The 21,491-nt window shown below is 70.6% G+C and carries 18 protein-coding genes and 2 pseudogenes; 11 read left to right on the top strand and 9 right to left on the bottom strand.

Annotation, left to right across the window (positions count from 1 at the left end):
- The first annotated feature begins 117 nt into the window (after nt 1-117).
- From ABH935_RS12555 to ABH935_RS12545, 3 genes are all read left to right on the top strand, one after another.
- Nucleotides 118-870 (top strand): SDR family oxidoreductase, encoded by a 753-nt coding sequence (locus ABH935_RS12555; protein ID WP_370378025.1) that lies wholly within the window; start codon nt 118-120, stop codon nt 868-870.
- A gap of 170 nt (nt 871-1,040) precedes the next feature.
- A complete protein-coding gene (locus tag ABH935_RS12550; protein WP_370378024.1) occupies nt 1,041-1,793 on the top strand; it encodes an SDR family oxidoreductase in 753 nt (250 codons plus the stop codon).
- Nucleotides 1,794-1,850: 57 nt separating this feature from the next.
- Nucleotides 1,851-2,750: a LysR family transcriptional regulator gene (locus tag ABH935_RS12545; RefSeq protein WP_370378023.1), complete on the top strand. Its 900-nt coding sequence runs from the start codon at nt 1,851-1,853 to the stop codon at nt 2,748-2,750.
- 62 nt (nt 2,751-2,812) lie between these two features.
- On the opposite strand, the gene ABH935_RS12540 is transcribed toward ABH935_RS12545, so the two are convergent.
- On the bottom strand, nt 2,813-2,986 hold the full coding sequence (locus tag ABH935_RS12540) for a dihydrofolate reductase family protein (protein WP_370378022.1): 174 nt from the start codon (nt 2,984-2,986) through the stop codon (nt 2,813-2,815).
- Nucleotides 2,986-3,216 (bottom strand): hypothetical protein, encoded by a 231-nt coding sequence (locus ABH935_RS12535; protein WP_370378021.1) that lies wholly within the window; start codon nt 3,214-3,216, stop codon nt 2,986-2,988. Before ABH935_RS12535 ends, ABH935_RS12540 begins: the two co-directional genes overlap by 1 nt.
- 205 nt (nt 3,217-3,421) lie before the next feature.
- On the opposite strand from ABH935_RS12535, the gene ABH935_RS12530 reads away from it, so the two are divergent.
- Nucleotides 3,422-3,799 carry a DUF2255 family protein gene (locus ABH935_RS12530; RefSeq protein WP_370378020.1) on the top strand — a complete coding sequence of 126 codons (378 nt, stop codon included), beginning with the start codon at nt 3,422-3,424 and terminating at the stop codon, nt 3,797-3,799.
- 1 nt (nt 3,800) lies between these two features.
- On the opposite strand, the pseudogene ABH935_RS12525 reads toward ABH935_RS12530, so the two are convergent.
- The 5 genes and pseudogenes from ABH935_RS12525 to ABH935_RS12505 all read right to left on the bottom strand — a co-directional run.
- Nucleotides 3,801-3,995: pseudogene (locus ABH935_RS12525) on the bottom strand (response regulator transcription factor); the annotation flags it as partial.
- Nucleotides 3,996-4,318: 323 nt separating this feature from the next.
- A complete protein-coding gene (locus ABH935_RS12520) occupies nt 4,319-4,747 on the bottom strand; it encodes an SRPBCC family protein (RefSeq protein WP_370378019.1) in 429 nt (142 codons plus the stop codon).
- A 29-nt stretch (nt 4,748-4,776) separates the two neighbouring features.
- Nucleotides 4,777-5,094 (bottom strand): class I SAM-dependent methyltransferase, encoded by a 318-nt coding sequence (locus ABH935_RS12515; RefSeq protein WP_370378018.1) that lies wholly within the window; start codon nt 5,092-5,094, stop codon nt 4,777-4,779.
- Nucleotides 5,095-5,179: 85 nt separating this feature from the next.
- A pseudogene (locus tag ABH935_RS12510) lies at nt 5,180-5,611 on the bottom strand (cyclopropane-fatty-acyl-phospholipid synthase family protein); the annotation flags it as partial.
- Nucleotides 5,612-5,726: 115 nt separating this feature from the next.
- Entirely contained in the window at nt 5,727-6,800 is a 1,074-nt protein-coding gene (locus ABH935_RS12505) for a sigma-70 family RNA polymerase sigma factor (protein WP_370378017.1), read from the bottom strand.
- A 181-nt stretch (nt 6,801-6,981) separates the two neighbouring features.
- On the opposite strand from ABH935_RS12505, the gene ABH935_RS12500 reads away from it, so the two are divergent.
- The 3 genes from ABH935_RS12500 (at nt 6,982) to ABH935_RS12490 (ending at nt 9,693) form a co-directional block, all read left to right on the top strand.
- Nucleotides 6,982-7,281 carry a hypothetical protein gene (locus ABH935_RS12500; protein WP_370378016.1) on the top strand — a complete coding sequence of 100 codons (300 nt, stop codon included), beginning with the start codon at nt 6,982-6,984 and terminating at the stop codon, nt 7,279-7,281.
- A 35-nt stretch (nt 7,282-7,316) separates the two neighbouring features.
- Nucleotides 7,317-8,813: an MFS transporter gene (locus ABH935_RS12495; RefSeq protein ID WP_370378015.1), complete on the top strand. Its 1,497-nt coding sequence runs from the start codon at nt 7,317-7,319 to the stop codon at nt 8,811-8,813.
- Between the two features lie 64 nt (nt 8,814-8,877).
- Nucleotides 8,878-9,693: a leucine-rich repeat domain-containing protein gene (locus ABH935_RS12490; RefSeq protein WP_370378014.1), complete on the top strand. Its 816-nt coding sequence runs from the start codon at nt 8,878-8,880 to the stop codon at nt 9,691-9,693.
- Nucleotides 9,694-9,797: 104 nt separating this feature from the next.
- On the opposite strand, the gene ABH935_RS12485 is transcribed toward ABH935_RS12490, so the two are convergent.
- Both ABH935_RS12485 and ABH935_RS12480 read right to left on the bottom strand, forming a co-directional pair.
- Complete coding sequence (locus ABH935_RS12485; protein ID WP_370378013.1) at nt 9,798-10,202, bottom strand: hypothetical protein; 405 nt, start codon at nt 10,200-10,202, stop codon at nt 9,798-9,800.
- 327 nt (nt 10,203-10,529) lie between these two features.
- Complete coding sequence (locus tag ABH935_RS12480; RefSeq protein WP_370378012.1) at nt 10,530-12,710, bottom strand: acyl-CoA dehydrogenase family protein; 2,181 nt, start codon at nt 12,708-12,710, stop codon at nt 10,530-10,532.
- A gap of 200 nt (nt 12,711-12,910) precedes the next feature.
- Between ABH935_RS12480 and ABH935_RS12475 the strand changes: the two genes are divergently transcribed.
- From ABH935_RS12475 to ABH935_RS12460, 4 genes are read left to right on the top strand one after another with little or no spacing between them, the layout of a single operon-like run.
- Nucleotides 12,911-13,687: a thioesterase II family protein gene (locus ABH935_RS12475; RefSeq protein ID WP_370378011.1), complete on the top strand. Its 777-nt coding sequence runs from the start codon at nt 12,911-12,913 to the stop codon at nt 13,685-13,687.
- A 39-nt stretch (nt 13,688-13,726) separates the two neighbouring features.
- Entirely contained in the window at nt 13,727-15,028 is a 1,302-nt protein-coding gene (locus tag ABH935_RS12470) for an NAD(P)/FAD-dependent oxidoreductase (RefSeq protein ID WP_370378010.1), read from the top strand.
- A gap of 45 nt (nt 15,029-15,073) precedes the next feature.
- Nucleotides 15,074-15,355 (top strand): acyl carrier protein, encoded by a 282-nt coding sequence (locus tag ABH935_RS12465; protein ID WP_370378009.1) that lies wholly within the window; start codon nt 15,074-15,076, stop codon nt 15,353-15,355.
- Between the two features lie 31 nt (nt 15,356-15,386).
- The gene (locus tag ABH935_RS12460; protein WP_370378008.1) at nt 15,387-21,470 is read left to right on the top strand and encodes an SDR family NAD(P)-dependent oxidoreductase; all 6,084 of its coding nucleotides are present in this window, start codon (nt 15,387-15,389) and stop codon (nt 21,468-21,470) included.
- The last annotated feature ends 21 nt before the right edge of the window (nt 21,471-21,491 follow it).

Raw genomic sequence — 21,491 nt, 5'->3', positions numbered from 1 at the left:
GGCCCCGTGTCACAGATCCCCGTGTCACCCACCCCCTGTCACAGATCCCGGGGCTACCCGGTCTGAGCTGGTGACGACGTCCCGGACCGGCCGGGACCCGGACGGAAGGGCACCATCATGAAGATCGTGGTCATCGGCGGCACCGGCCTGATCGGTTCCAAGCTCGTGGGCAAGCTGCGGGAGCACGGCCACGAGGCGGTGCCGGCCGCCCCGAACACCGGGGTCGACACCCTGACCGGCGAGGGTCTGGACGAGGTGCTGGCCGGCGCCGACGTGGTCGTGGACGTCTCCAACTCGCCGTCGTTCGCCGACGACCCGGTGATGGAGTTCTTCCGCACCTCCACCACCAACCTCCTCGCGGCCGAGGCGAAGGCCGGGGTCGGGCACCACGTGGCGCTCTCGGTGGTCGGCACCGACCGCCTCGGCGACAGCGGCTACTTCCGCGCCAAGCAGGTGCAGGAGAAGCTCATCGAGGACGCCGGCCGGCCCTACTCGATCGTGCACGCGACGCAGTTCTTCGAGTTCGTGGGGAGCCTCGCCGACGAGGCCACGCATGGGGACACCGTCCGCTTGTCGGACGCGCTCATTCAGCCGATGGCCTCCGAGGACGTGGCCTCTGCCGTCGCTCGCGTCGCCGTCGGCGCGCCGGTGAACGGCATGGTCGAGATCGGCGGGCCCGAGCCGCTCGGCCTGGACGAGCTGATCCGGACGGCGCTGACGTACCGCGGCGACCCGCGCACCGTTGTGACCGACCCGGAGGCGCTCTACTGGGGTGTCCGGCTGGAGAAGGACACGCTGCTGCCCGGTGAGGGCGCGCAGTTGGCCGCCACCCGATTCGAGGACTGGCTGCCGCTGAACGGCGTGCGGTGACGCTGAACGGCGTGCGGTGAGGCTGAGGGGCGGCAACACCTGGTGTCCGGCCACAAGATTTGCTTGTGGCCGTCACCAGGACTTTCTGCTTCCGGACCGGCTCCGGCCGCTGCCACCATCGATCACGGCGCTCGGACCACGAGCTCTGATGACGATGGAAGGACATTGCGATGTCGGAACCGCAGCGGGACCTCCAGGGCAAGGTCGCCCTGATCATCGGCGGCAGCCGCAACCAGGGCGCGGCGTTCGCCGAGAACATCGCCGCGCGCGGCGCGACGACGATCATCACGTACGCCAACGACGACGCGGCCGCGCAGCAGACGCTGGTCTCGCTGGACAAGCACGGCGTCACCACCGAGGCGATCCGCTCTGACGCGCGGCGGTCCGATGACGTCAACGCTCTGTTCGAAGGCGTCGTCGCCCGGCACGGCAAGCTGGACATCGTCGTGCACACCCCGGGCGCGGTGATGAAGAAGCCGCTGGTGGAGTTCACCGACGCCGACTTCGATCACTTGATCGACCTCAACACCCGCTCCGCGTTCAACACGCTGCGCGCGACGGCCCGGCACATCGCCGACAACGGCCGCTACGTGGTGCTGTCGACGACGCTGACCTCGATCATGACGGGCCCGTACGGCCTGTACTCGGGCTCGAAGGCGGCGGTGGAGCGGATGGTGCTCGCGGTGTCGAAGGAGCTCGGGGCGCGGGGCATCACGGTGAACGCCGTGGCGCCGGGGCCGATCGACGACGACTTCTATCAGCACGCCGAGACGGCGGAGTCGATGGCCGCGGCGGCGCACCACAGCCCGCGCGGTCGACTCGGGCTGCCCTCGGACGTGGCACCGGTGGTCGGCTGGCTGGTCAGCGACGAGGCGGGATGGGTCTCGGGGCAGACGGTGCGGGCGAACGGCGCGATGTTCTGATCCACCCAGCGCGCCTCGACTCGTCGTTCATCACACCCCGGCGGCTATCGTCGGCGTGTGATCGACGACATCAGCCTGCGCAACCTGCGGTCGTTCCTGGTCGTGGCACAGGAGTCGAGCATCTCCCGGGCGGCGGCGCGGCTGCACGTCACGCAGCAGACGCTGTCGCAGCAGATCCAGAACCTGGAGCGCACGCTCGGCGCGACCCTGCTGGTCCGGACCTCGCGCGGGGTCCGGCTGACGGCGGCCGGCGAGCGGCTGACCTGCAACGGCCGAACCCTCATGGACGACGCCGAGTCGCTGTACGCCGCGGTCCGCGCGGCGGCGGCCGGCCGGGTCGGCCGCCTGCGGGTGGCGACGGCTTCGCACCCGACGACGCAGCTCGCGATCGAGCTGGCGAACGTCATCGAGGCCGAGTACCCGGGCATCGACATCGAGGTCCGCACGGTCCTGCGCCCCGTCGAGGCGATGGCCGAGCTCCACGCGGGCACCTCGGACGCCGCACTGCTGTGGCTGCCGACCGGCGACGCGGAGCTGCGCACGGCCACGTTCCGCAGCGACGCCCGGGCCGTGCTGCTGGCCGAGGGACACCGCCTCGCAGCCGCGGTGTCGGTGACACTGGCGGACCTGGCCGACGACCCGGTGGTGATCGTGGACGCCTTCGGCTCCCCGGCGGTCCAGGCGCACCGCATCGCGGACCCGCGGCCGGACGGCCGCCCGGCGGTGCGCGGACCGGTGGTGCAGACACTGGAGGACTGCCTGACGCAGGTACGCCGGGGGCACGGCGTGTGGTTCGCGCCGATCGCGATGGCGGAATGGGCCGTGTGCCCGGGGGTGGTGCTGGTGCCGGTGACTGATATGGAGCCGGTGGAGCTTGCTGTGGCTTGGACGGACGCGGCGCCACGTGAGCTGGTGGATCGGCTTGTTGCGGCGGCGGGGAAGATTGCTTGCGGTTAGGGGGAGGGCACCTGTTCTCCGTTCTCCGTGCGGACGCCGTTGTCGGGCACGACCGCGCGGCGTCAGCCTTGGCGGCGAGGGACGTAAGTCAGGGTGACGACGCCGGAGTCGAGCGTGCGGGCGGCGACGAGTTCGAGGGTCGCGGTGACGCCGGACTGCGGGAACAGCTGGGTGCCGTGTCCGAGGACGATCGGGTGCACGGCGACGCGGTACTCGTCGACCAGGTCGTGCCGCATCAGGGTCTGGACGAGGGTGGCGCTGCCGTAGACCTCGATGTCGCCGCCGTCTTCCTGCGCCGGCCGATGAGGAAGTAGTCGCTGGCCCGCAGGTGACGCAACGCCTCGGCCTGTGCGTAGTCGGTGAAGTACGGGTTCGCCCACCCGCCGTACTCGGCCTCGCCGAAGCCGCCGGGGTCCTGGATGACCCCGTCGAGCGAGACGAGGGTGGAAACGCTGAGCTTGCGCATGGTGATCGACTCCCCGTCGGACTGTCTGGTGGTTGGTACACCTCCAGCGTTGGTGCTTGGAGCCGCGGTGTCGTCCGCGGGTGAACGTAGATTCGCACTAGGCCGTCGGCACTAGGGCCGACACTAGGCGCCGACGTCACCGGAAGGCCCTGCTCGGCTGGCGCTCTCTCGCGCTCGGTGATGATCATGCTGGGAGGAGGAAGACATGACCACCTGGACCGACGACCAACTCGACCGCATCGGCGCCGCCGAGGAGCTCACCATTCAGCCTGCGCGGGCCGACGGGACGTTGCGGACGCCGCTGCCGATCTGGGTCGTGCGCGATGGCGACGACCTGTACGTCCGCTCCTACAAGGGCGACGGCAGCGCTTGGTACCGTGCTGCGGCTGCGAGGCCGCAGGGGCATGTCAGTGCCGGCGGCGTTGATGCGGACGTCACCTTCGCCGGGGTGCCGGACGCCGGTGTCAACGACCGGGTCGATGCCGCGTACCGCACCAAATACCAGCGCTACGGCGCGGCCTACGTCGACCCGATGGTCACTCCGACCGCGCGTGCCGCCACGCTGAGGCTCCTGCCGCGCTGAGTCACCGCGCCGGGCGGACCAGCCCGCTCTGGTACGCGATGACGACGAGCTGCGCCCGGTCTCTGGCGCCGAGTTTCATCATGGCGCGGTGGATGTGCGTGCGGACGGTCAGGGGGCTGACGACGAGGGCTTCGGCGATCTCGTCGTTGGAGCTGCCCTCGGCGGCCAGCGTCATCATCTCGCGTTCGCGGGCGGCCTGCGGCGCGGGCGTGCTGCGCGGCGCCGGTCAGGGCGGTCTTCGTCGCGTCGGTGAGGTCGCTCGCCGCGGTGACTTTGTACGTCACCGCGGAGTAGGCGGTGCTGCCGTCGGGGCTGACCGTGCCGGCCTGGAACGGATCGGCAGCCGAGGCGACCTGCGGTCCGACGGCGACCTCGGTCACGGCGCCGCCACTCAGCTCGGGAATGGCTTCAGACTGCCGCTCTGAGCTGCGCGGAGTCGTCGTGTGGGGGCAGGCGATGCGATGTACGGCAGACGCAGTAGGCGCCCCGGGCGGCTACTGCTTACTGCGTCTACAACATCTACAGCGTTTCGAGAACAGCGGCCAGCGACGTCTCGACCTCGTCAGCCAGCTTCTCGAAGTTGCTCCGCAGGAACGGACCGGCCAGCTTGAGCACGCCGTTGAACCTGACCTCGGCGTCGTAGGTGATCGTGGTCGTGTCGCCGTCGGTGGAGAACCGCAGGTCGTCGGTCGTGGTGGCCTGCTTGTTGCGGCCGACGAAGGTCAGGCGGGCCGGTTCCAGCCGTTCCAGGCGGTAGTCCAACTCGCTGATCCGGTCGTTGAAGTCCGACACGTTCCGCCAGGTGGAGCCCACGCGGATGGGGCCCTGGTCGGTCCGCAGACAGCTCATGGTGCCCGGATCCCACTGCACCGCGTTGCCGAAGTCGGCGAGGTAGCCGACCACGGTCTCCTGGGGGCGGTTGACTCTGATCGTGCGCTGGACTCTCATGGCGAAGTCCTCCGTTTCGGTTCCAATGTTCAGTCGATGCCGAACACCATCTGGTGGACGTCGAGGTAGCCTGCGGCAAAGCCGGCCTCGGAGTAGGCCGGGTACAGCTCCCACGTTCGGCGGAAGGTCTCGTCGAAGCCGAGTGCCGCGACGCCTTCCCGGTGCTCGGCGAAGCGCTCACGCCACAGCCGCAGGGTGCGGGCGAAGTCCTGGCCGAACGAGAACTCGTGGAGCTGGTGCAGGCCGGCGGTCTGAGACTCCGAACGGATTGCGGCCTGCGACGGGATGATGCCGCCTGGGAAGATGTACTTGGTGATCCAGGTCTGACTGCCCGCTGCCGCAAGCATACGCTGGTGCGGCATGGTGATTTGCCTGCAGCCCGATCCGCCCGCCGGGGGCGGTCAGCCGACGCAGAGCACTGAAATAGGCCGGCCAGTGTTCGCGGCCGACGGCCTCGATCATCTCCACGCTGACCACCGCGTCGTACTGACCTCGCGCGTCCCGGTAGTCAATGAGGCGGACGTCGACCAGGTCGCCCAGACCAGCCGCGGCGGCGCGGCGGCGAACGGCGTACTGCTGGTTCGAGGACAGCGTGATCGTGGTCACCCGGGCCCCGCGCGAAGCGGCACGCAGTGCCAGGCTGCCCCAGCCGCTCCCGATCTCCAGCAGCCGGGTTCGGCTGCCGACGTCGCACAGGTCGAGCAGCCGGTCGAGCTTCCGGCACTGCGCCTCGGCGAGCACGTCGAACCCGCCGACCGGCAGGCCCAGGTCATCGCGCGGGAACAGCGCCGCGGAGTAGGTCATCGTCTCGTCGAGGAACAGCGCGAACAGCTCGTCGGACAGGTCGTAGTGGCGCTCGATCATTCGGCCACCTTCGCTCTGAGCTGCTCCACGGACGAGTCCTTTCGGCGACGATTCCTTGCCGGATATTCGTCGCCGACGGGCACCCCGGATTGGTGCCCGCGACCCGGAGCTCGACTCAGCCCTCCATCCCGGGGAGCGTTCGGGGTAGTCCGAAGCGCGCCATGACGTCGGTGGTGAAGCTGGTCATGGCGGCGATGCGGTCGCCGGCGGCGGTGACGACCAGGAAGCAGTAGGCGTGGTAGACGCCGGCGTGGGGGTCTGCCAGGTACAGGCCGAAAGCGGGCTGGCCGTTGGCGCGGGTGAGGACCACACGGTAGGCGTAGCCGGGGCGGAATGTGGCGGCGGCCAGGACGCGCCGGGCTGCTTCGACGCCGCGGTACTCCAGCATGGCCGGGGGCATGGAGAGTCGGACGTCGGTGACGAACAGGTCGATCAGGGCGTTCATGTCGCCGCGTTCCAGCGCGTCGGTGAAGCGGGCGACGAGGCGCTGTTCGGCGGCGGTGTCCGGCTTGCGCGCGGGACTGCCGTCCGGGCCGCCGGAGTCGGCGAGGCGGTTGTCGACCGTGGCGCGGGCGCGTTTGAGGGCACTGCTCACGGCTTCCTGCGTCGTGTCGAGCATTCGGGCGACTTCGGCGGCGTGATAGCCCAGGACGTCGCGGAGCACGAGCGCGGCGCGTTGGCGCGGCGGCAGCAGTTGCAGGGCGGTGATGAAGGCCAGGGAGATGGCCTCGGTGGTCTCGTAGCGCGCCTCCGGCCCGGGGCGCTGGTCGACGAGGTGGTCCAGCAGCACGTCGGGGTAGGGCTCCAGCCAGGGCGGGGCGTCGCCGGCGCCGGTGGGGTCGGGCAGGGCGACGGCGGGCTCGGGCGGCGCGGCGGCGATGCGGGGGCGTCGGCTGTCGGCGCGCAGCATGCTCAGGCAGCGGTTGGTCGCGATCTTGTAGAGCCAGGTGCGGATCGAGGACCGCTGGCCGAACTCGCCGAGGTTACGCCAGGCGGACACGAGGGTCTCCTGGAGCGCGTCCTCGGCGTCCTGCAGGGATCCCAGGATGCGGTAGCAGTGCACCTGCAGCCCGTGGGAGTGGTCCTGGACCAGGTCGCGGAACGCGTTGTGGTCGCCGGCCCGGGCCCGGGCGATCAGGTCCGCCGTGCCCGTCTCCGTATTGATCTCCGTGTCCGTCTCCATCGGCATGCATCCTCGCCTTTCTTCTTTCCGCGGGGCGCGTTCGGCCCGCTTACCCGTACGGACGCCGCCGGGCCCGCGAATTGGGCGGCGGCGCGGCGCCCAATCCGCGGCAGGGGTGGCGTCCACCTGGTTGGAGGCCGTTCCAGCCCGGGGCGCGCCCCGCGGATACAGAACAGGAACACGGATCATGACCAACTACGTCTTCTCCTTCCGGGTGCCCGCCGACTACAAGCCGGAGGCCGGGACGACGGCCGAGTGGCAGGCCTGGTTCGGCGCGCTGGGCTCGGCTCTGGTGGACATCGGCAACGCTGTGACCGACTACGCCTCGCTCGGCGAGGTCGGCGGCAGCGACTCCCGGATGATCGCCTACTCGGTGGTGGCCGCGCAGGACCTGGGTTCCGCGCTGGCGCTGGCCAAGGGCTGCCCGGTGCTGCGGGTCGGCGGCGGGGTCGAGGTCGGCCCCGTGATGGAAGTGCCCGGGTCGTGAGCGGCGCGGTGAACACGGCGAATACGGTCAACACGGTGAACACATCGGCGGCGTCGCCCCCGGGGTCGTTCCTGGCGACCGGACGCGGGAAGGTCACGCTGGCGCTGCTGTGCGCGGTGACCTTCCTGGACGTCATGGACGGCGCGATCGTGAACGTCGCGCTGCCGACCATCCGGACGCACCTGGGGTTCTCGGTGCAGAGCCTGCAGTGGGTGGTCAGCGGGTATCTGATCACCTACGGCGGGTTCCTGCTGCTGGGCGGCCGCGCCGGGGACCTGCTGGGGCGGCGGCGGTTGCTGGTGGCCGGGACCGTGCTGTTCGCGGCGTCGTCGCTGGCCTGCGGGTTGGCCGACGACCAGGGGCTGCTGGTCGGCGGCCGGCTGGCGCAGGGGTTCGGGGCGGCGATGATGTCGCCGGCGGCGCTGTCGATCCTGACTACCACGTTCCAGGGCGCTGATCGGCACAAGGCGCTGGGGCTGTGGGCCGGGATCAGCGGGATGGCTTCGGCGGTCGGGTTGCTGGTCGGCGGGGTGCTCACTCAGGAATTCGGCTGGCGGTGGGTGTTCTTCGTGAGCCTGCCGATATGCGCGCTCGTGCTGTTCGGCGCGTTCCGGATCCTGAAGGACGACCACGGCGGCCGGTCTGCGGCAGGCCGCGCGTCGGGCGGCTTCGACGCGGTCGGCGCGTTGCTGGCCACCGCCGGGATGCTGCTGCTGATCTTCACGGTGGTGAAGGCCCCGGACGCAGGCTGGGGCGCGAGCCGCACGATCGGCGGCCTGGCGGCGTCGGCGGCGCTGATGGCCGCGTTCCTGGCGAACGAGCAACGGCGCGCGCATCCCCTGGTCCCCCCATCGATTTTCCGGATCAGGGGCCTGGCAGCAGCGGACGCCACGCAGGTGATCGCGTGGGCCGGGTTCTACTCGATGTTCTTCTTCGTCACTCTGTATATGCAGAACGTCCTGGGCTACTCCCAGCTGCGGTCCGGGCTGGCGTACGTGCCGGTGAGTGTCGGCATCGGCTTCGGCTCGACGCTGGCGACGAAGATGTTCGTCCGCACCGGCACCCGCCCGATCATCGTCTCCGGCGCACTGCTCGCCGCCGCCGGCATCCTGTGGCTGTCGCGCATCCCGGTCGACGGCACCTACCTCGGCAACCTGCTCGCACCACTGGTGATCATGGGCGTCGGCCTGGGACTCCTGTACGCCGGCGTACAGACCGCCGCCAACGCCGGCGTGCCGGAGGACCAGGCCGGCCTGGCCGCAGCGCTGATCACGGCCTCGTTCCAACTCGGCTCAGCGCTCGGCCTGGCGGTCTTCAGCGGCATCGCGACCAGCCGCACCAGCCACCTGCTGGCCGCGCGCGCCTCCACGCCGGCGGCGCTCACCGGTGGATTCCAGCGGGCGCTGCTGGTCAGCGCCCTGTGCCTGGTGGCGGCTGGGGTCATTGCGCTGCGGGCTTCGAACACGCGCGGCGAGTTCGCCGCTCCGACAGAAAGCAGACAGAACCTGGAACCTTCGTACGACGCCGTGTGATGCGGCACAGGTGATCCCGAGATGGTGTTCAACGCCATCTCGGGATCTCTTTTAGAGTGAACAGATGACCGAGGAGAAGCCCGCGAGGGTGTTCGGGAATCGCTGGGCCGATGCGGTAGGTCCGGCCGGGGACGGACCGGCTCGGGACTACTGCCGTTGCGTCGAGCCGACGGGGACCAACCCACAACACCCGAACGCGTTCCATGCCGAGCGTCAGGACACTGACGCACCGGGGTGGATCCGGCTTCTGGAGCTGATCGAGGAGGCGGCGGCGGACGGACGAGAGGTGTTCAAGCCGCTCGTCGAGCTCACCGCGGAGCAACGGCGTCAGGTCATCACGCTGCCGCCGACGATCGCCGAGCTGACCGCAGTGAAGCACCTTGTGCTCTATGGCAGCAACCTGGTGCGCATCCCGCCGGAGATCGGCGCCATGGAGAGCTTGGAGGAGTTCAGCCCGTACACCTCGCCGCGGCTGCACTGGTTTCCGTACGAGATCACTCGCTGTGCCAACCTGCGACGAAGCACGGTCAGCACCCGACGGATCTACGGGAACTACAAGTACCGTCCGTACTTCCCGCAGCTGGCCGATCCGGTCGCGGCACGGGACGTGGACCTCGGGGATCTCGACCCCGGGATATGGGGCGCCACGACGATCCGCACGTGCAGCGTGTGCGACCGGGCCGTCGACGGCTCGACCCTGCGCCAGGTCTGGATCTCGTTGTGGACGTCGGGCGCGGACATCCTGCCGCTGCTGGTCAATGCGTGTTCGCAGGAGTGCGTCGACGCGTTGCCGCAGCCGGCCAAGGGCTTTAACCAAACGCCGCACCGTGGCGGTCCCGACCTTGAGCAGCCGCCCGGAGGACACCATCCGGGCCGCTGATGGCCGGGTAATGGCCGGAACGGATTTCGGTCGGGCGAGTGGCGGAGATCGGTGACGCTCTTCAGCCTGGCGTTGTCGCCGTCCGCCGAACCGGGCGAGTAGCGCTAAGCCAGCGCATGCCCCGTGGCGGGGATGTCGAGCGTGATGATCAGGCCGCCGAAGTTGGGGCTTGCTGTCAGGGTGCCGTTGAGGGCTGCGATGCGGTTGGCGACGAGCTGCCAGCGGGCTGTGGTGGCGATGTGCGAGAAGTCGGAGGCCTCCGGGTCGAACAGGACGACGCCGAGGCGGCCGTCCTGTGCCGAGAGGGAGATCAGGAGGCGGCCTTCGCCGGGGGGCCAGTCGCGTAGCAGGGTCGCTAGGCAGAAGTCGACGCAGGACTCGATGTGCGTTGGGAAGCGCGGCAGGTTGGCGGCCTTCAGGGTGGTGGGGCGGTGCACGGTTTGCAGGAGGGCGCCGAGTGTTGCGGCCAGGCCGGTCGGGTCCGGCGGTGTCGGCGGCGGTGTCGGCACCGGTGCTGGTGCCGACGCTGATGGCGGAGCGGGTGTCGTGTGCCGCCCGCCACGATGACGCCGCCGATCGTTTGCGTCGGCTGGCGTAGCCGCAGTACGTATGGCCTTGATTCGCATGCCGGAACCCCCTGGAACGCGGGCCTCCGGTGTCCCGCTCGTGCCCGGTCCGGAGGCTCTTCCAGCATCGGGAATCCGGGGCCGCGGCACGATCGTGCAGGCATGCCGAAACCGAGGGGGTGCGTGCACCCCCTGTCGGCGGCATGGGGTTGGAGAGCGAGTCGGGCGACCCCTAATAGGGGTGCGGACCCCTAATCGGGCAGGCGCCGATCAGATCAGGCCGAGTCCACGGGCTATCAGCCCGCGCTGCACGTCGTTGGTGCCGCCGCCGAGGAACGCCAGCACCGACAGGCGCAGCCCCTGCTCGAAGATTCCAGCGCCCGGAGCGTCGGGGGTGTTGAGGGCGGCCGTGGGGCCGAGGATCCGGAGGGCTTCCTCGGCGAGCTGTCCGCCGGTTTCCGCGGCCAGGACGCCGGCCATCGCCGCGGTGAGGCGAGCCGCGTGCGGGTTGGTGGTGGACTCGGCTTTGCGGGCCGCCTCGGCGAGCAGGACGCATACCGCTTGGACCTGGACGGCCACGGCGCTGAGCGCGGCTCGCTTCGCGGATCCCGGAAGACCGATGCCGACGGGATCGATGCCGGTGAGATCGATGCCGCTGGGACCGATGCCAGTGGAGTCGATGCTGGCAACCCCGCCAGCAGAGGCGCGCGCCGCAGCCAGAAGCTCGTCGAGCTGGCGGCGCGAGATGCCCGCGAGCTCTGTGGCCAGCAGAAGGCGCTCGCCGGTCAACGTCTCCGTGATGACCTGCCAACCGCTGTTGACCGCGCCGACCCGTGCATCGTCGTCCACCCGGACGTCCCGGAAAGTCACCGTGCCGCACGTCTGCCCCGACAGCGCCTGGTACGGCTCCGTGCTGATCCCCGCGGTCGCCATCGGCACGATGAACATGCTGATACCCGCCATCGGCGGGTTCGCATCCGGGTCCGTGCGCGCCGCGAGCCACATGTACTCAGCGGTGCCGGCGTTGGTGATCCAGGCCTTCGTCCCGTTGATCACCCAACCGTCGCCGTCGCGGACTGCGGTGGTGCGCAGCGACGCGAGGTCGGAACCGGCTTCGGGCTCGCTGTAGCCCAGGCAGAACGTCAGCTTCCCGTCCTGGATCCGGGGCAGATACCGAGCCTTCTGCTCGGCAGTCCCGTACCTGACCAGCGGCGCACCGACCACCGACACCGCCGCGACCGCGTTGGCGACCGGCAGCTGCCGATACGCGATCTCGTCGTGGACGGCCAGCTGCTCCGTCAACGTCGCCTCGCTGCCGCCATCGGCGGTCGGCCACGTCATCCCGAACCACTTCTGAGCCGCCATCGCGGCCACCACACCCGCGTCATCGCCCTTGTGGAACTGCCGGTCCCCGGTGTGGTGTGCGGCGCAGAACGCCCGCGCCTCCTCCCGAATCGCCGTCGCGCCCGCCGGGGAATCCACAGCGGGCAGGCCGTCGGCGGACGCGATCAGGATGTCAGCCACGGTCCCGTCCGGAGGCGGGCAGGCGTCCAGCAGCGTGACGTCGGCGTTCACCCGACGGAACAGCCACGGCCCGTCGTGTCCCTCGAAGTACGCGCCGGCGCCGAGCGTGTGGTGTGCGCTCAGCTGAATACGCGGCGCGACGACCGCAGCATGGGACACCGCGAGCTCCGTGGCCAGAATCCGGTCCGGATCCGCGCGCTGGTGCCTGCGAACAGCATCGGCGATGAGAAGTTCGCCGGCAGCCAGTTCGATCTCGCGGCTAGCGGTCCGCTGCTGCACCGCGCCGAAACCACCGATCGCCTGACCGAACTGCTTGCGCACCTTCGCATGCGCGATGGACGCGTCGTGAGTCCGCCGCGCCGCGGCCATCGCCCGCGCCGCCAGGCCGAGCCTGAGCAGCGACAACGCCCGAGCGGTCGGCTCCGGATCGACGTCGAACACCGCTTCCGGCACGCCGAGATGCAGCCGCGCCCACGCCGGCACGGCCAGCCCGGGCACCGGAACGGCGAACTCCACCGGCCGCACCCACGCGCATCCGCCCCCAGGCGGCAGGAGCAGTACGTGAGAGGCCGCGATCCCGCCCTCCGCGAACGGCACCGTCTCGACCGTCGGGTCGCCCGCCACCACCAGGATCCTGACCTCCCCCGTCGAGACCGCGGCGGACAACTCCCGCGTGGCCGAGTTCCCCGGGGGATTCGTCAACAGCTCCACGGCGACGAAGCCGTCCATGACCGGCAGCGGGCACGCCGCAGCACCAGTAGCCCGCACGAGCGCCACAACGCGGTCGAGGCCGTCGAGGTCCCCGGCGTCCCCCGCGCCGAACCACCCCCGCGCCGCGGCCTGCCCCCACAGCTGCGTCAGGGCCGCCGCATCCGCCCCGTCGGGGAAGTGCCATTGCCGGGCCAGCAGTTCGTCGACTTCATCCATGGTGAGCATTCGCCTGTCCCGTCCGCGGTGTCCGGCGCCTGGCCATTGGATTTCGAGCGTAGTAACAGTGCCGATCTCCCAGCAATGCGGGGCCGGGAAGTAGGGGTCTGATAGGGGGTCCGGAGAATTGGTTCGCCGGATACGGTCGATCGTGACCGAGAAATCGGCTTTCTGTATCCGGAACAGGAGAGGTGATAGCGGTGACGGATATCGACGGTGACAGTTGGTTCCGCGTTTACCGCCAGTCCGCAGAAGGCATGCCCCTGTTCTGCTTCCCGCACGCGGGCGGCGTCGCCAGCTACTACTTCCCGTGGTCCCGCGCGCTTCCCGCCGACATCGACGTGGTGGCCGTGCAGTACCCGGGCCGCCAGGACCGCCGCGCCGAATCCTGCGTCCTGAGCATCCCCGAGCTGGCCGACCGCATTTACGCGGCGATCCGGCCGCGGCTGTACGAGCCGTACGCGTTCTTCGGCCACAGCATGGGAGCCACGCTCGCCTTCGAGGTGGCGTGCCGGATCGAACGGGACGGCGCATCGGGGCCGGCGCATCTGTTTCTGTCCGGCCGGCGGGCTCCGTCCCGGCACCGGCACGAGCAGCTGCACCGGGCCGGCACGGCCGCGCTCATCGAGGAGATGCGCGCGCTGGGCGGCACCGACCCGCGGGTCCTGGCGGACCCGGAGCTGCTGAACCTCGTCCTGCCGACGATCCGCGCCGACTACACGGCCATCGAGACCTACCGCTTCGACTCCGCACCGCCGCTGTCCTGCGACATCACCGCGATGGTCGGCGAGGACGACCCGAAGGCCGGCGTCGAGGACGCCGCGGCCTGGGCGGGGCACACGCTCGGCCGGTTCGATCTGCGGATCTTCCCCGGCGGTCACTTCTACCTGGACGACTGTCGCGCCGGCGTCCTGGACACGGTCTCGTCCGTGCTCGGGGACCGCCGGGGGACGCCGGTCGGTCTGGGGTCCCTCTGAGATCCGTGGGGATCGCGAACAAAGCAGAAAGGGATGGGCATGGCGAAGGTTGCTGTGGTCGGCGCCGGGATATCAGGTCTCTCGGCCGCGTACCACCTGCGCGGACGGGCCGACGTCACGGTCTTCGAGAAGGAGACGAACGCCGGCGGGCACGCCAACTCGGTGGAGGTGACCGACGCGGGCCGGACCATCGGACTGGACACCGCGTTCATCGTCTACAACGAGGCGCACTACCAGAGGATCACCCAGTTCTTCGCCGACCTCGGGGTCGCCTGCCAGGACCACCCGGGCCGCTTCAGCTTCCACAACGCCGACACCGGCGTCTGCTACGTCTCCGACGACTTCGAGCTGGACGAGGCCGCGATCCGCGCCAAGTACCCCGAGGACTTCGTGCAACTGTGGGCCGAGGCGGAGCGCTTCTACACCGAGTCGCCCCGGCACTTCATCCGCAAGCAGGCCGAGATGTCGCTCGGCGAGTACCTGACCAGCAACGGCTACAGCGACGCCTTCCGCTACGGCTTCGTCGTGCTGGTGGCCACCGCGGCCTGGTCGGTGCCCGCGGACCGGATCTGGGACATGCCGGCGGCGACCGTCATCGCGTTCTTCCTCGGCCACGGCCGGGAGGGCCTGGGCGGTCGGACCGCGCCGTGGCGTACGGTCAGCGGCGGCAGCGTCAACTACGTCCGCGCCGCGCTGGCGAAGCTCGCCGAAGCCGGCCAGGACGTGCGGCTGGGCGCCGGGGTCGAGCGCGTCACCCCCGGCCCGGACGGCGTGACGGTGTCGACCGCCGCCGGCAACGAGCGCTTCGACGAGGTCATCATCGCCGCGCACGCCGACGACGCGCTGGCCATGCTGACCGAGGTCACGCCGGAGCAGCGGATGCTGGAGGCGGTCAAGTACAACACCACGCGCGCCGCCCTGCACACCGACGTCGCGTGCATGCCGGCCGACCGGGAGAAGTGGCGCAGCTGGAACTACGCGCGCTCCGGCAGCGACCAGGACATGAGCACCTGGGTCGTGTACTACCTCAACTCGCTGCACGACTTCACCAGCGAGAAGGACTACTTCCTGACCCTGGACTATCCCCTCGACGTCAAGCCGGACCAGATCATCCGCGAATTTGACTACCGGCATCCGGTATTCACCGTGGAGGCCCGGAATCTGCAGTCGACGATTCACGAAATCAACGCTGGAGATTCGCGCGTGAAATTCGCGGGCTCCTATTTCCACTCCCGGAAGATGGGCATCGACATCGTGGGCAGCCACGAGTCGGGCTTCGATTCCGGCGCGGCCGCGGCGGACGCGGTCGTACGTAGCCTGTCCGACCGCGACGCCGGCTGACCGGCCCCACACCTGACCGGCCCCACACCTCTTTGGAGTTTGATCGTGACCGACAAAGTCGACCTCGCCAGCCTGACCGTCGAGCAGGTACAGAGCTGGCTGATCGAGAAGATCGCCTGGAAGCTCCAGGTCGAGACCACCGAGATTTCGATCAGCGACTTCTTCGACTCCTTCGGCCTGGACTCCACCGAAGCCCTCGTGCTGGCCAACGAGCTGGAGTCCTGGCTGGGCTTCGAGCTGGAGACCACGGCGCTCTGGTACCACCCGACCATCGACGAGCTCGCTCGATACATCGTCTCCGCCAAGGACCGCCTCGCGGCGATCTGACACGACCGCCGGCGACCAAGGGATAAGCACTATGGACACTCAGACGAAGCTCAGCGACACGCCGATCGCCATCGTCGGTCTGGGCGCGCTGTTCCCGCGTTCGGCCGACCTCTCCGAGTTCTGGACGAACGTGGTGGAGGCCGCCGACTGCATCGAGGACGTGCCGGAGTCGCACTGGAAGATCGAGGACTACTACGACCCCGATCCCACCGTCCCGGACAAGACCTATGTCAAGCGGGGTGGCTTCATCCCGACGGTCGACTTCAACCCGCTGGAGTTCGGCCTGCCGCCGAACCAGCTTGAGGTCACCGACGTCCTCCAGCTGCTGAGCCTGGTGGTCGCCAAGCAGACGCTGGCCGACGCCGGCGCGCTGGACTCCAAGTGGTACGACTCCAGCCGCACCGGCGTCATCCTCGGCATCACCGGTGCCAACTCGCTGACCCAGCCGCTGGCCACCCGGCTGCAGACCCCGGTCCTGAAGGAGGTCGTGCGCAGCTGCGGCCTGTCCGACCGGGACGCCGACGAGATCGCGGCCAAGTTCGTGAAGGCCTTCGCGCCCTGGGAGGAGAACTCCTTCCCCGGCATGCTCGGCAACGTCGTCGCCGGCCGGATCGCGAACCGCTTCGACCTCGGCGGCACCAACTGCACCGTGGACGCCGCGTGCGCGAGCTCCCTGGCGGCCGTGCACATGGCGGTCGCCGAGCTGGTCTCCGGCCGGGCCGACCTGATGATCAGCGGCGGCTGCGACGCCGAGAACACGATCCTGATGTACCTGTGCTTCAGCAAGACCCCGGCGCTGTCGAAGTCCGGCGTGATCCGGCCCTTCGACGAGAAGTCCGACGGCACCATGATCGGCGAGGGCATGGGCATGCTCGCGCTGAAGCGCCTGGAGGACGCCGAGCGTGACGGCGACCGCATCTACTCGGTCCTGCGCGGCATCGGCAGCTCCAGCGACGGCCGGTTCAAGAGCATCTACGCCCCGCGCAAGGAAGGCCAGGTCGTCGCCCTCCAGCGCGCCTACAACGACGCCGGGTTCGGCCCGGAGCAGGTGGGCCTGGTCGAGTGCCACGGCACCGGCACCGCGGTCGGCGACGTCACCGAGCTGTCCGCGCTGCGCGAGGTGTTCGCCGCGGCCAGCGAGGAGAAGCAGTTCGTCGCGGTCGGCAGTGTGAAGTCGCAGATCGGCCACACGAAGGCGGCGGCCGGCGCGGCCGGGCTGATCAAGCTCTCGCTGGCGCTGCACCAGAAGGTGCTGCCGCCGACCATCAACGTCGACAAGCCCAAGGAAGCCGCCGACTTCCCGAACTCGCCGTTCTGGGTGAACACCTCGACCCGTCCGTGGGTCCTGGAGCCCCGCCGCGAGAAGCGGCGCGCGGCCAGCAGCTCGTTCGGGTTCGGCGGCACCAACTTCCACTGTGTGCTGGAGGAGTATGACCCCGCTGGAGCCGAACTCAGGGTGCTGCACCGCGGATACCAGGTGCACCTGTGGCAGGGTGCGGATGTCGAAGGACTTCTGGCCGCCGTCGCGGCGAGCCCGAAGGGCGAGAGCGTGGATGCGCCGGTTGCGGCGGACCGGGCTCGGCTGGCGGTAGTCGCCCGCGACGAGGCCGAGCTGGCCACGCTGCGCGACAAGGCGGTCGACAAGCTGCGCGCGGACCGCACCGTCGCAGCGTTCGAACTTCCCGGCGGGGTCTGGTACCGCCGCGAGGCGGGCGTGCCGGGCAAGGTCGCCGCGCTGTTCGCCGGCCAGGGCAGCCAGTACGTCGCGATGGGTGTACAGACCGCGCCGGCCGTGCCGCCGGTACGGGTGGCGCTGGACCACGCCAGCCGCATCTCCGACCCGGACGAGCCGCTGAACCGCGTGCTCTACCCGCCGCAGGCGTTCGACGCCGAGACCGCGGCGCGTCAGGAAGAAGCGTTGCGGCGCACCGACTACGCGCAGCCCGCGATCGGCGCGCTGTCCGCGGGCCAGTACCGCTACCTGACCGAGCTCGGCTTCCTCGCCGAGGGCGCGCTGGGCCACAGCTTCGGCGAGCTCACCGCGCTGTGGGCGGCCGGGGCGCTGGACGACGAGGGCTTCCACACGCTGGCCCGGGCTCGCGGCAAGGCGATGGCTCAGCTCCCCGAGGGTGCTTCGGACCGGGGCACCATGGCCTCGCTGAAGTGCGCTCCGGAGAAGCTCACCGAGCTGCTGGAGAAGCACTCGGACGTGGTGGTCTGCAACCTGAACGCCCCCGAGCAGACGGTGGTCGGCGGCGGCACCGAGGCGGTGCGCAAGTTCGCCGAGGAGGCCAACGGCCTTGGCCTGGGCGCGACCCTGCTGCCGGTGTCCGCGGCGTTCCACACCTCCTACGTCGAGCACGGCGTCCCGGCGTTCCGGGCGGCAGTGGCCGAGGTGCCCGTCGGCACCCCGCAGATCCCGGTGTACGCGAACACGGCCGGCGCCGGGTACGGCGACGACCTGGAGGCCAACGGAGCGGTCCTGGTCGGCCAGCTCACCAAGCCGGTGGCGTTCGCCGCGCGCGTGCAGGAGATGTACGAGGCCGGATACCGGGTGTTCGTCGAGTTCGGCCCCAAGACCGTGCTCTCCGGCCTGGTGCGCAAGATCCTGGACCACCACGACGACGTGGTCGTCGTGTCCTCCGACGCCGGTCCGAAGGGTGACGGCGACCGGTCCCTCAAGCAACTCGCAGCGCGGCTCGCGGTCCTCGGACTGCCGCTGTCCGGCTTCAACCGCTACAGCGTTCCGACCCCGGAAGCAGTCGAAGGCAAGAAAGGAATGAGGATTCCCTTGAACGGCGTCAACTACGTCTCCGAGGAGCGCCGCAGCGCTTATCGGGACGACCTTGAGAACGGGTACCGGGTGCCGGCGTCGCCGGCCGCCGCGGCCCCGCTCGGCAACGGCAACGGCAACGGTCACAGCAACGGCAACGGCCACCCCGCTCCGGCGGCGACGGCCGCCGCGCCCGGGTATGACAACACCCTGGCCGGCGACCACCTCGCGCTGCACCGGGAGTACATGAGCAGCCAGCTGCGTCTGGCCGAGCGCCTCAGCGGCATCCTGGAGCACGACGCTCTGCAGGGGACCCTGAACGACCGCACGGTCGCCGGGCTCACCTCGGTGAGCGACCACAGTGTCTCCATCGGCCAGGCGCACAGCCACGCCAGCGAGGTGCTGCTGGGCTTCGCGTACCTGGAGGCCGGTCTCGGCGGCGCCGCTCCGGCGCCGGTCCGCCACACGGTCGAGCAGCTGCCCCGTCCTCGGACGGAGATGAACTACTCCGCTCCGCGCCAGGCCATCGCGGCTCCGGTCGCGCAGATCGCCGCCGCGCCGGCCGCCCCGATCGCGCCGGCCCAGCCGGTCGCCGTCGCTCAGGCCGCCCCGGCTGCTCCGGTCGCCACCGTCGTGGCTCCCGCCGCTCCGGCCCCGGTCGCTGCTCCGGTCGCCCCGGCCCCGGCTCCCGCCGCCGTCGCTCTGGCTGCCCCGGCTCCCGCCCCGGCTCCGGCCGCCGCCGCTCCGGCCGCTCCCGCGGCCCCGGCCGGCGACGTCACCGAGACCGTCAAGCAGGTCCTGCTGGACGTCGTGTCCGAGAAGACCGGCTACCCGACCGACATGCTCGACCTGGACATGGACGTCGAGGCCGACCTCGGCATCGACTCGATCAAGCGCGTCGAGATCATGGGCGCGCTCCAGGAACGCTTCCCGGACAGCCCGCAGGCGGGCCCGGAGCAGATGGGCGAGATGCGCAGCCTCGGCGGCATCGTCACCTTCATCGCCGGTGCGATATCCGGGACGAACGGCGCGGAGGCGAACCACCCAAAAGCTGACGGCGCGTCCCGCATCGGACGGATGCAGGCGCGCCTTCTTCAGATCCCCTCTGTTCTCCCCCTGGTCGGGGCGTACGCCGAGCAGCCGGTGGCCTTGCTCGCCGGCGCCGGCAGCGCCCTGACCGAACCCCTCACCGCCGCGCTCACCGCGGCGGGCTGGACCGTGCGGCTCGGCGACGAGCCGCCGGCCGGCCGGCTGGACCTGGTGGTCTTCACGGCCCCTGACGCCCCGGCCGACTGGTCGCAGTCCATTGCGACGCTCCAGGCGGCGCTGCTGGTCGCCGGCTCCGCGCAGCGTGCGCTGGAGACGGCGGCCGAGCAGGGCCGGGCCGCCTTCGTCACGGTCAGCCGGATCGACGGCCTGGTCGGGTACTCCGGCGGCAGCGACGCCGCCGGACTGCTTGGCGGGCTGCCGGGCCTGGTGAAGACCTTCGCGATCGAGGCGCCCACGCTGTTCTGCCGCGCCCTCGACCTGAGCCCCGAGCTCGGTGTCGAGGCGGCGGTGGCTCAGCTGATCGCCGAGCTCAACGACGCGGACACCTCGGTGACCGAGGTCGCCGTGGCGGCGGACCTGGGCCGCCGCACGCCGGCCGCGACGCTGGAGGACGGCACCGATCCGCTGCTCCCGCAGGGCGAGTCGGTGGCCGAGCCCACGCCGGACGACCTGTTCGTCGTCACCGGCGGCGGCCGGGGCGTGACCGCGTCCTGCACGATCGGACTGGCACGGCGCTACCGCAGCGGCATGCTGCTGCTGGGCCGTAGCCCGCTGGTCGAGGAGCCCGCTTACGCCGCAGGAGTCCCCGACGACGCCCTCAAGGGCGCCATCGTGGCCGACCTGCGGGCCGGCGGCGCCAAGCCGCTGCCGAAGGACGTGGAGCGTGTCTACCGCGGCCTGGTCGCCTCCCGGGAGATCCGGGAGACGCTGGCCGCCATCGAGGCGGCGGGCGCCACGGCCGAGTACCTGGCCGTGGACGTGACCGACGCCGCGGCCACCGCGAAGGCGCTGGCCCCGTACCGGGACCGCATCAGCGGTCTGATCCACGGCGCGGGCGTGCTCGCCGACAAGGCGGTCGTCGACCAGCGCGCGGCCGACGTCGGCCCGGTGCTGGCCACCAAGCTGGCCGGACTGCGCTCGGCGCTGGACGCCGTCGGCGAGGACCGGCTCAGGCACGTGGTGCTGTTCTCCTCGGTCGCCGGGTTCTTCGGCAACCGCGGGCAGTCCAGCTACGCCAGCGCCAACGAAGCGCTCAACCGCATCGCCACGACGCTGCGCCGCAGGCTTCCGGCCACCCGGGTCACCTCGGTGAACTGGGGTGCCTGGGCCGGCGGCATGGTGACCCCGGCGCTGGAGCGGATGTTCGCCGAGCGGGGCGTGACGCTGATCCCGCTGCAGACCGGTGTGGAGTTCTTCACCGAGCAGTTCAGCGCCGCGCGCTCGCACGACGTGGTGTGCGTGGTCGGTCCGAACCAGCCGCTGTCGGCGCGTCCCGAGCGTGAGCTCGGCGAGGCGAAGACGGTCCTGCGGCTGCCGACGACCGAGCTGGCGCACAGCGAACTCCTGGCCGACCACGCGATCGGTGGCATCCCGGTGCTGCCGGCCACCGCGGCGGTGGGCGCCATCCTCGGCACGATGCAGCGCCTGCGCGGCGGTGCGGTGACCAGGCTGAAGGACTTCTCGGTCCTGAAGGGCGTGGTCTTCGACGAGAACGCGCCGGAGCACCTCGACCTGATGGTGACCGGGAAGCAGGTGCTGGTCACGGATTCCTCGGGCCGCCCGCGCTTCCGGGCGCAGGTGCCGACGGAACCCGCCGGTGCCGCGCCGACCGTGGCCCTGCCGTCGCTGACCGAGATCGAGCCGGTCACGGCGTACGACACCGGTGTGCTGTTCCACGGTCCGGCGCTGGCCCGGATCACCGGGACGGTCGCCGCGCCGGACGGACGGCTGGTGGCGGTGTGCCGTCCGGTCGAGGTCCGGCTCGGCCGGGGCGAGTTCGCCGCCGGGGACTACTCCCCGGAATCGGCGGATCTGCTGCTGCAGGCGGCCCTGGTGCAGGTGCACCGGATCACGGGCCTGAACAGCCTGCCGACGGCGATCGGCGCGGTCGAGGTCTACGAGGGCCTGCCGGAGACCGGCGAGTTCCTGGTGGTCGTCGACGCCCTCACCGTGAACGGCTCGGTGGCTCAGGGCACTGTCACAGCTTGCCGCCCCGACGGCCGGGTGCTGCTGCGCTTCGGCGCGGTGCAGCTGGTCGCCGACGCCGCACTGGGCCCGAAGTTCGCTTCCTGACAGACGAAACAGATCGGACAG

The sequence above is a fragment of the Catenulispora sp. GAS73 genome, assembly GCF_041262085.1.
In the GTDB taxonomy this organism is placed as follows: Bacteria; Actinomycetota; Actinomycetes; order Streptomycetales; family Catenulisporaceae; genus Catenulispora.
Note: the sequence above shows the minus strand (reverse complement) of the source record. Positions and strands in the feature narration are given on the sequence as shown.

Excerpts from the sequence above, each read along its gene's own strand:
- ABH935_RS12555 (WP_370378025.1), top strand. The coding sequence starts at position 118 with ATGAAGATCGTGGTCATCGGCGGCACCGGCCTGATCGGTTCCAAGCTC.
- ABH935_RS12550 (WP_370378024.1), top strand. The coding sequence starts at position 1,041 with ATGTCGGAACCGCAGCGGGACCTCCAGGGCAAGGTCGCCCTGATCATC.
- ABH935_RS12540 (WP_370378022.1), bottom strand. The coding sequence starts at position 2,986 with ATGCGGCACGACCTGGTCGACGAGTACCGCGTCGCCGTGCACCCGATC.
- ABH935_RS12535 (WP_370378021.1), bottom strand. The coding sequence starts at position 3,216 with ATGCGCAAGCTCAGCGTTTCCACCCTCGTCTCGCTCGACGGGGTCATC.
- ABH935_RS12530 (WP_370378020.1), top strand. The coding sequence starts at position 3,422 with ATGACCACCTGGACCGACGACCAACTCGACCGCATCGGCGCCGCCGAG.
- ABH935_RS12520 (WP_370378019.1), bottom strand. The coding sequence starts at position 4,747 with ATGAGAGTCCAGCGCACGATCAGAGTCAACCGCCCCCAGGAGACCGTG.
- ABH935_RS12515 (WP_370378018.1), bottom strand. The coding sequence starts at position 5,094 with ATGCTTGCGGCAGCGGGCAGTCAGACCTGGATCACCAAGTACATCTTC.
- ABH935_RS12505 (WP_370378017.1), bottom strand. The coding sequence starts at position 6,800 with ATGCCGATGGAGACGGACACGGAGATCAATACGGAGACGGGCACGGCG.
- ABH935_RS12500 (WP_370378016.1), top strand. The coding sequence starts at position 6,982 with ATGACCAACTACGTCTTCTCCTTCCGGGTGCCCGCCGACTACAAGCCG.
- ABH935_RS12490 (WP_370378014.1), top strand. The coding sequence starts at position 8,878 with ATGACCGAGGAGAAGCCCGCGAGGGTGTTCGGGAATCGCTGGGCCGAT.
- ABH935_RS12480 (WP_370378012.1), bottom strand. The coding sequence starts at position 12,710 with ATGGATGAAGTCGACGAACTGCTGGCCCGGCAATGGCACTTCCCCGAC.
- ABH935_RS12470 (WP_370378010.1), top strand. The coding sequence starts at position 13,727 with ATGGCGAAGGTTGCTGTGGTCGGCGCCGGGATATCAGGTCTCTCGGCC.
- ABH935_RS12460 (WP_370378008.1), top strand. The coding sequence starts at position 15,387 with ATGGACACTCAGACGAAGCTCAGCGACACGCCGATCGCCATCGTCGGT.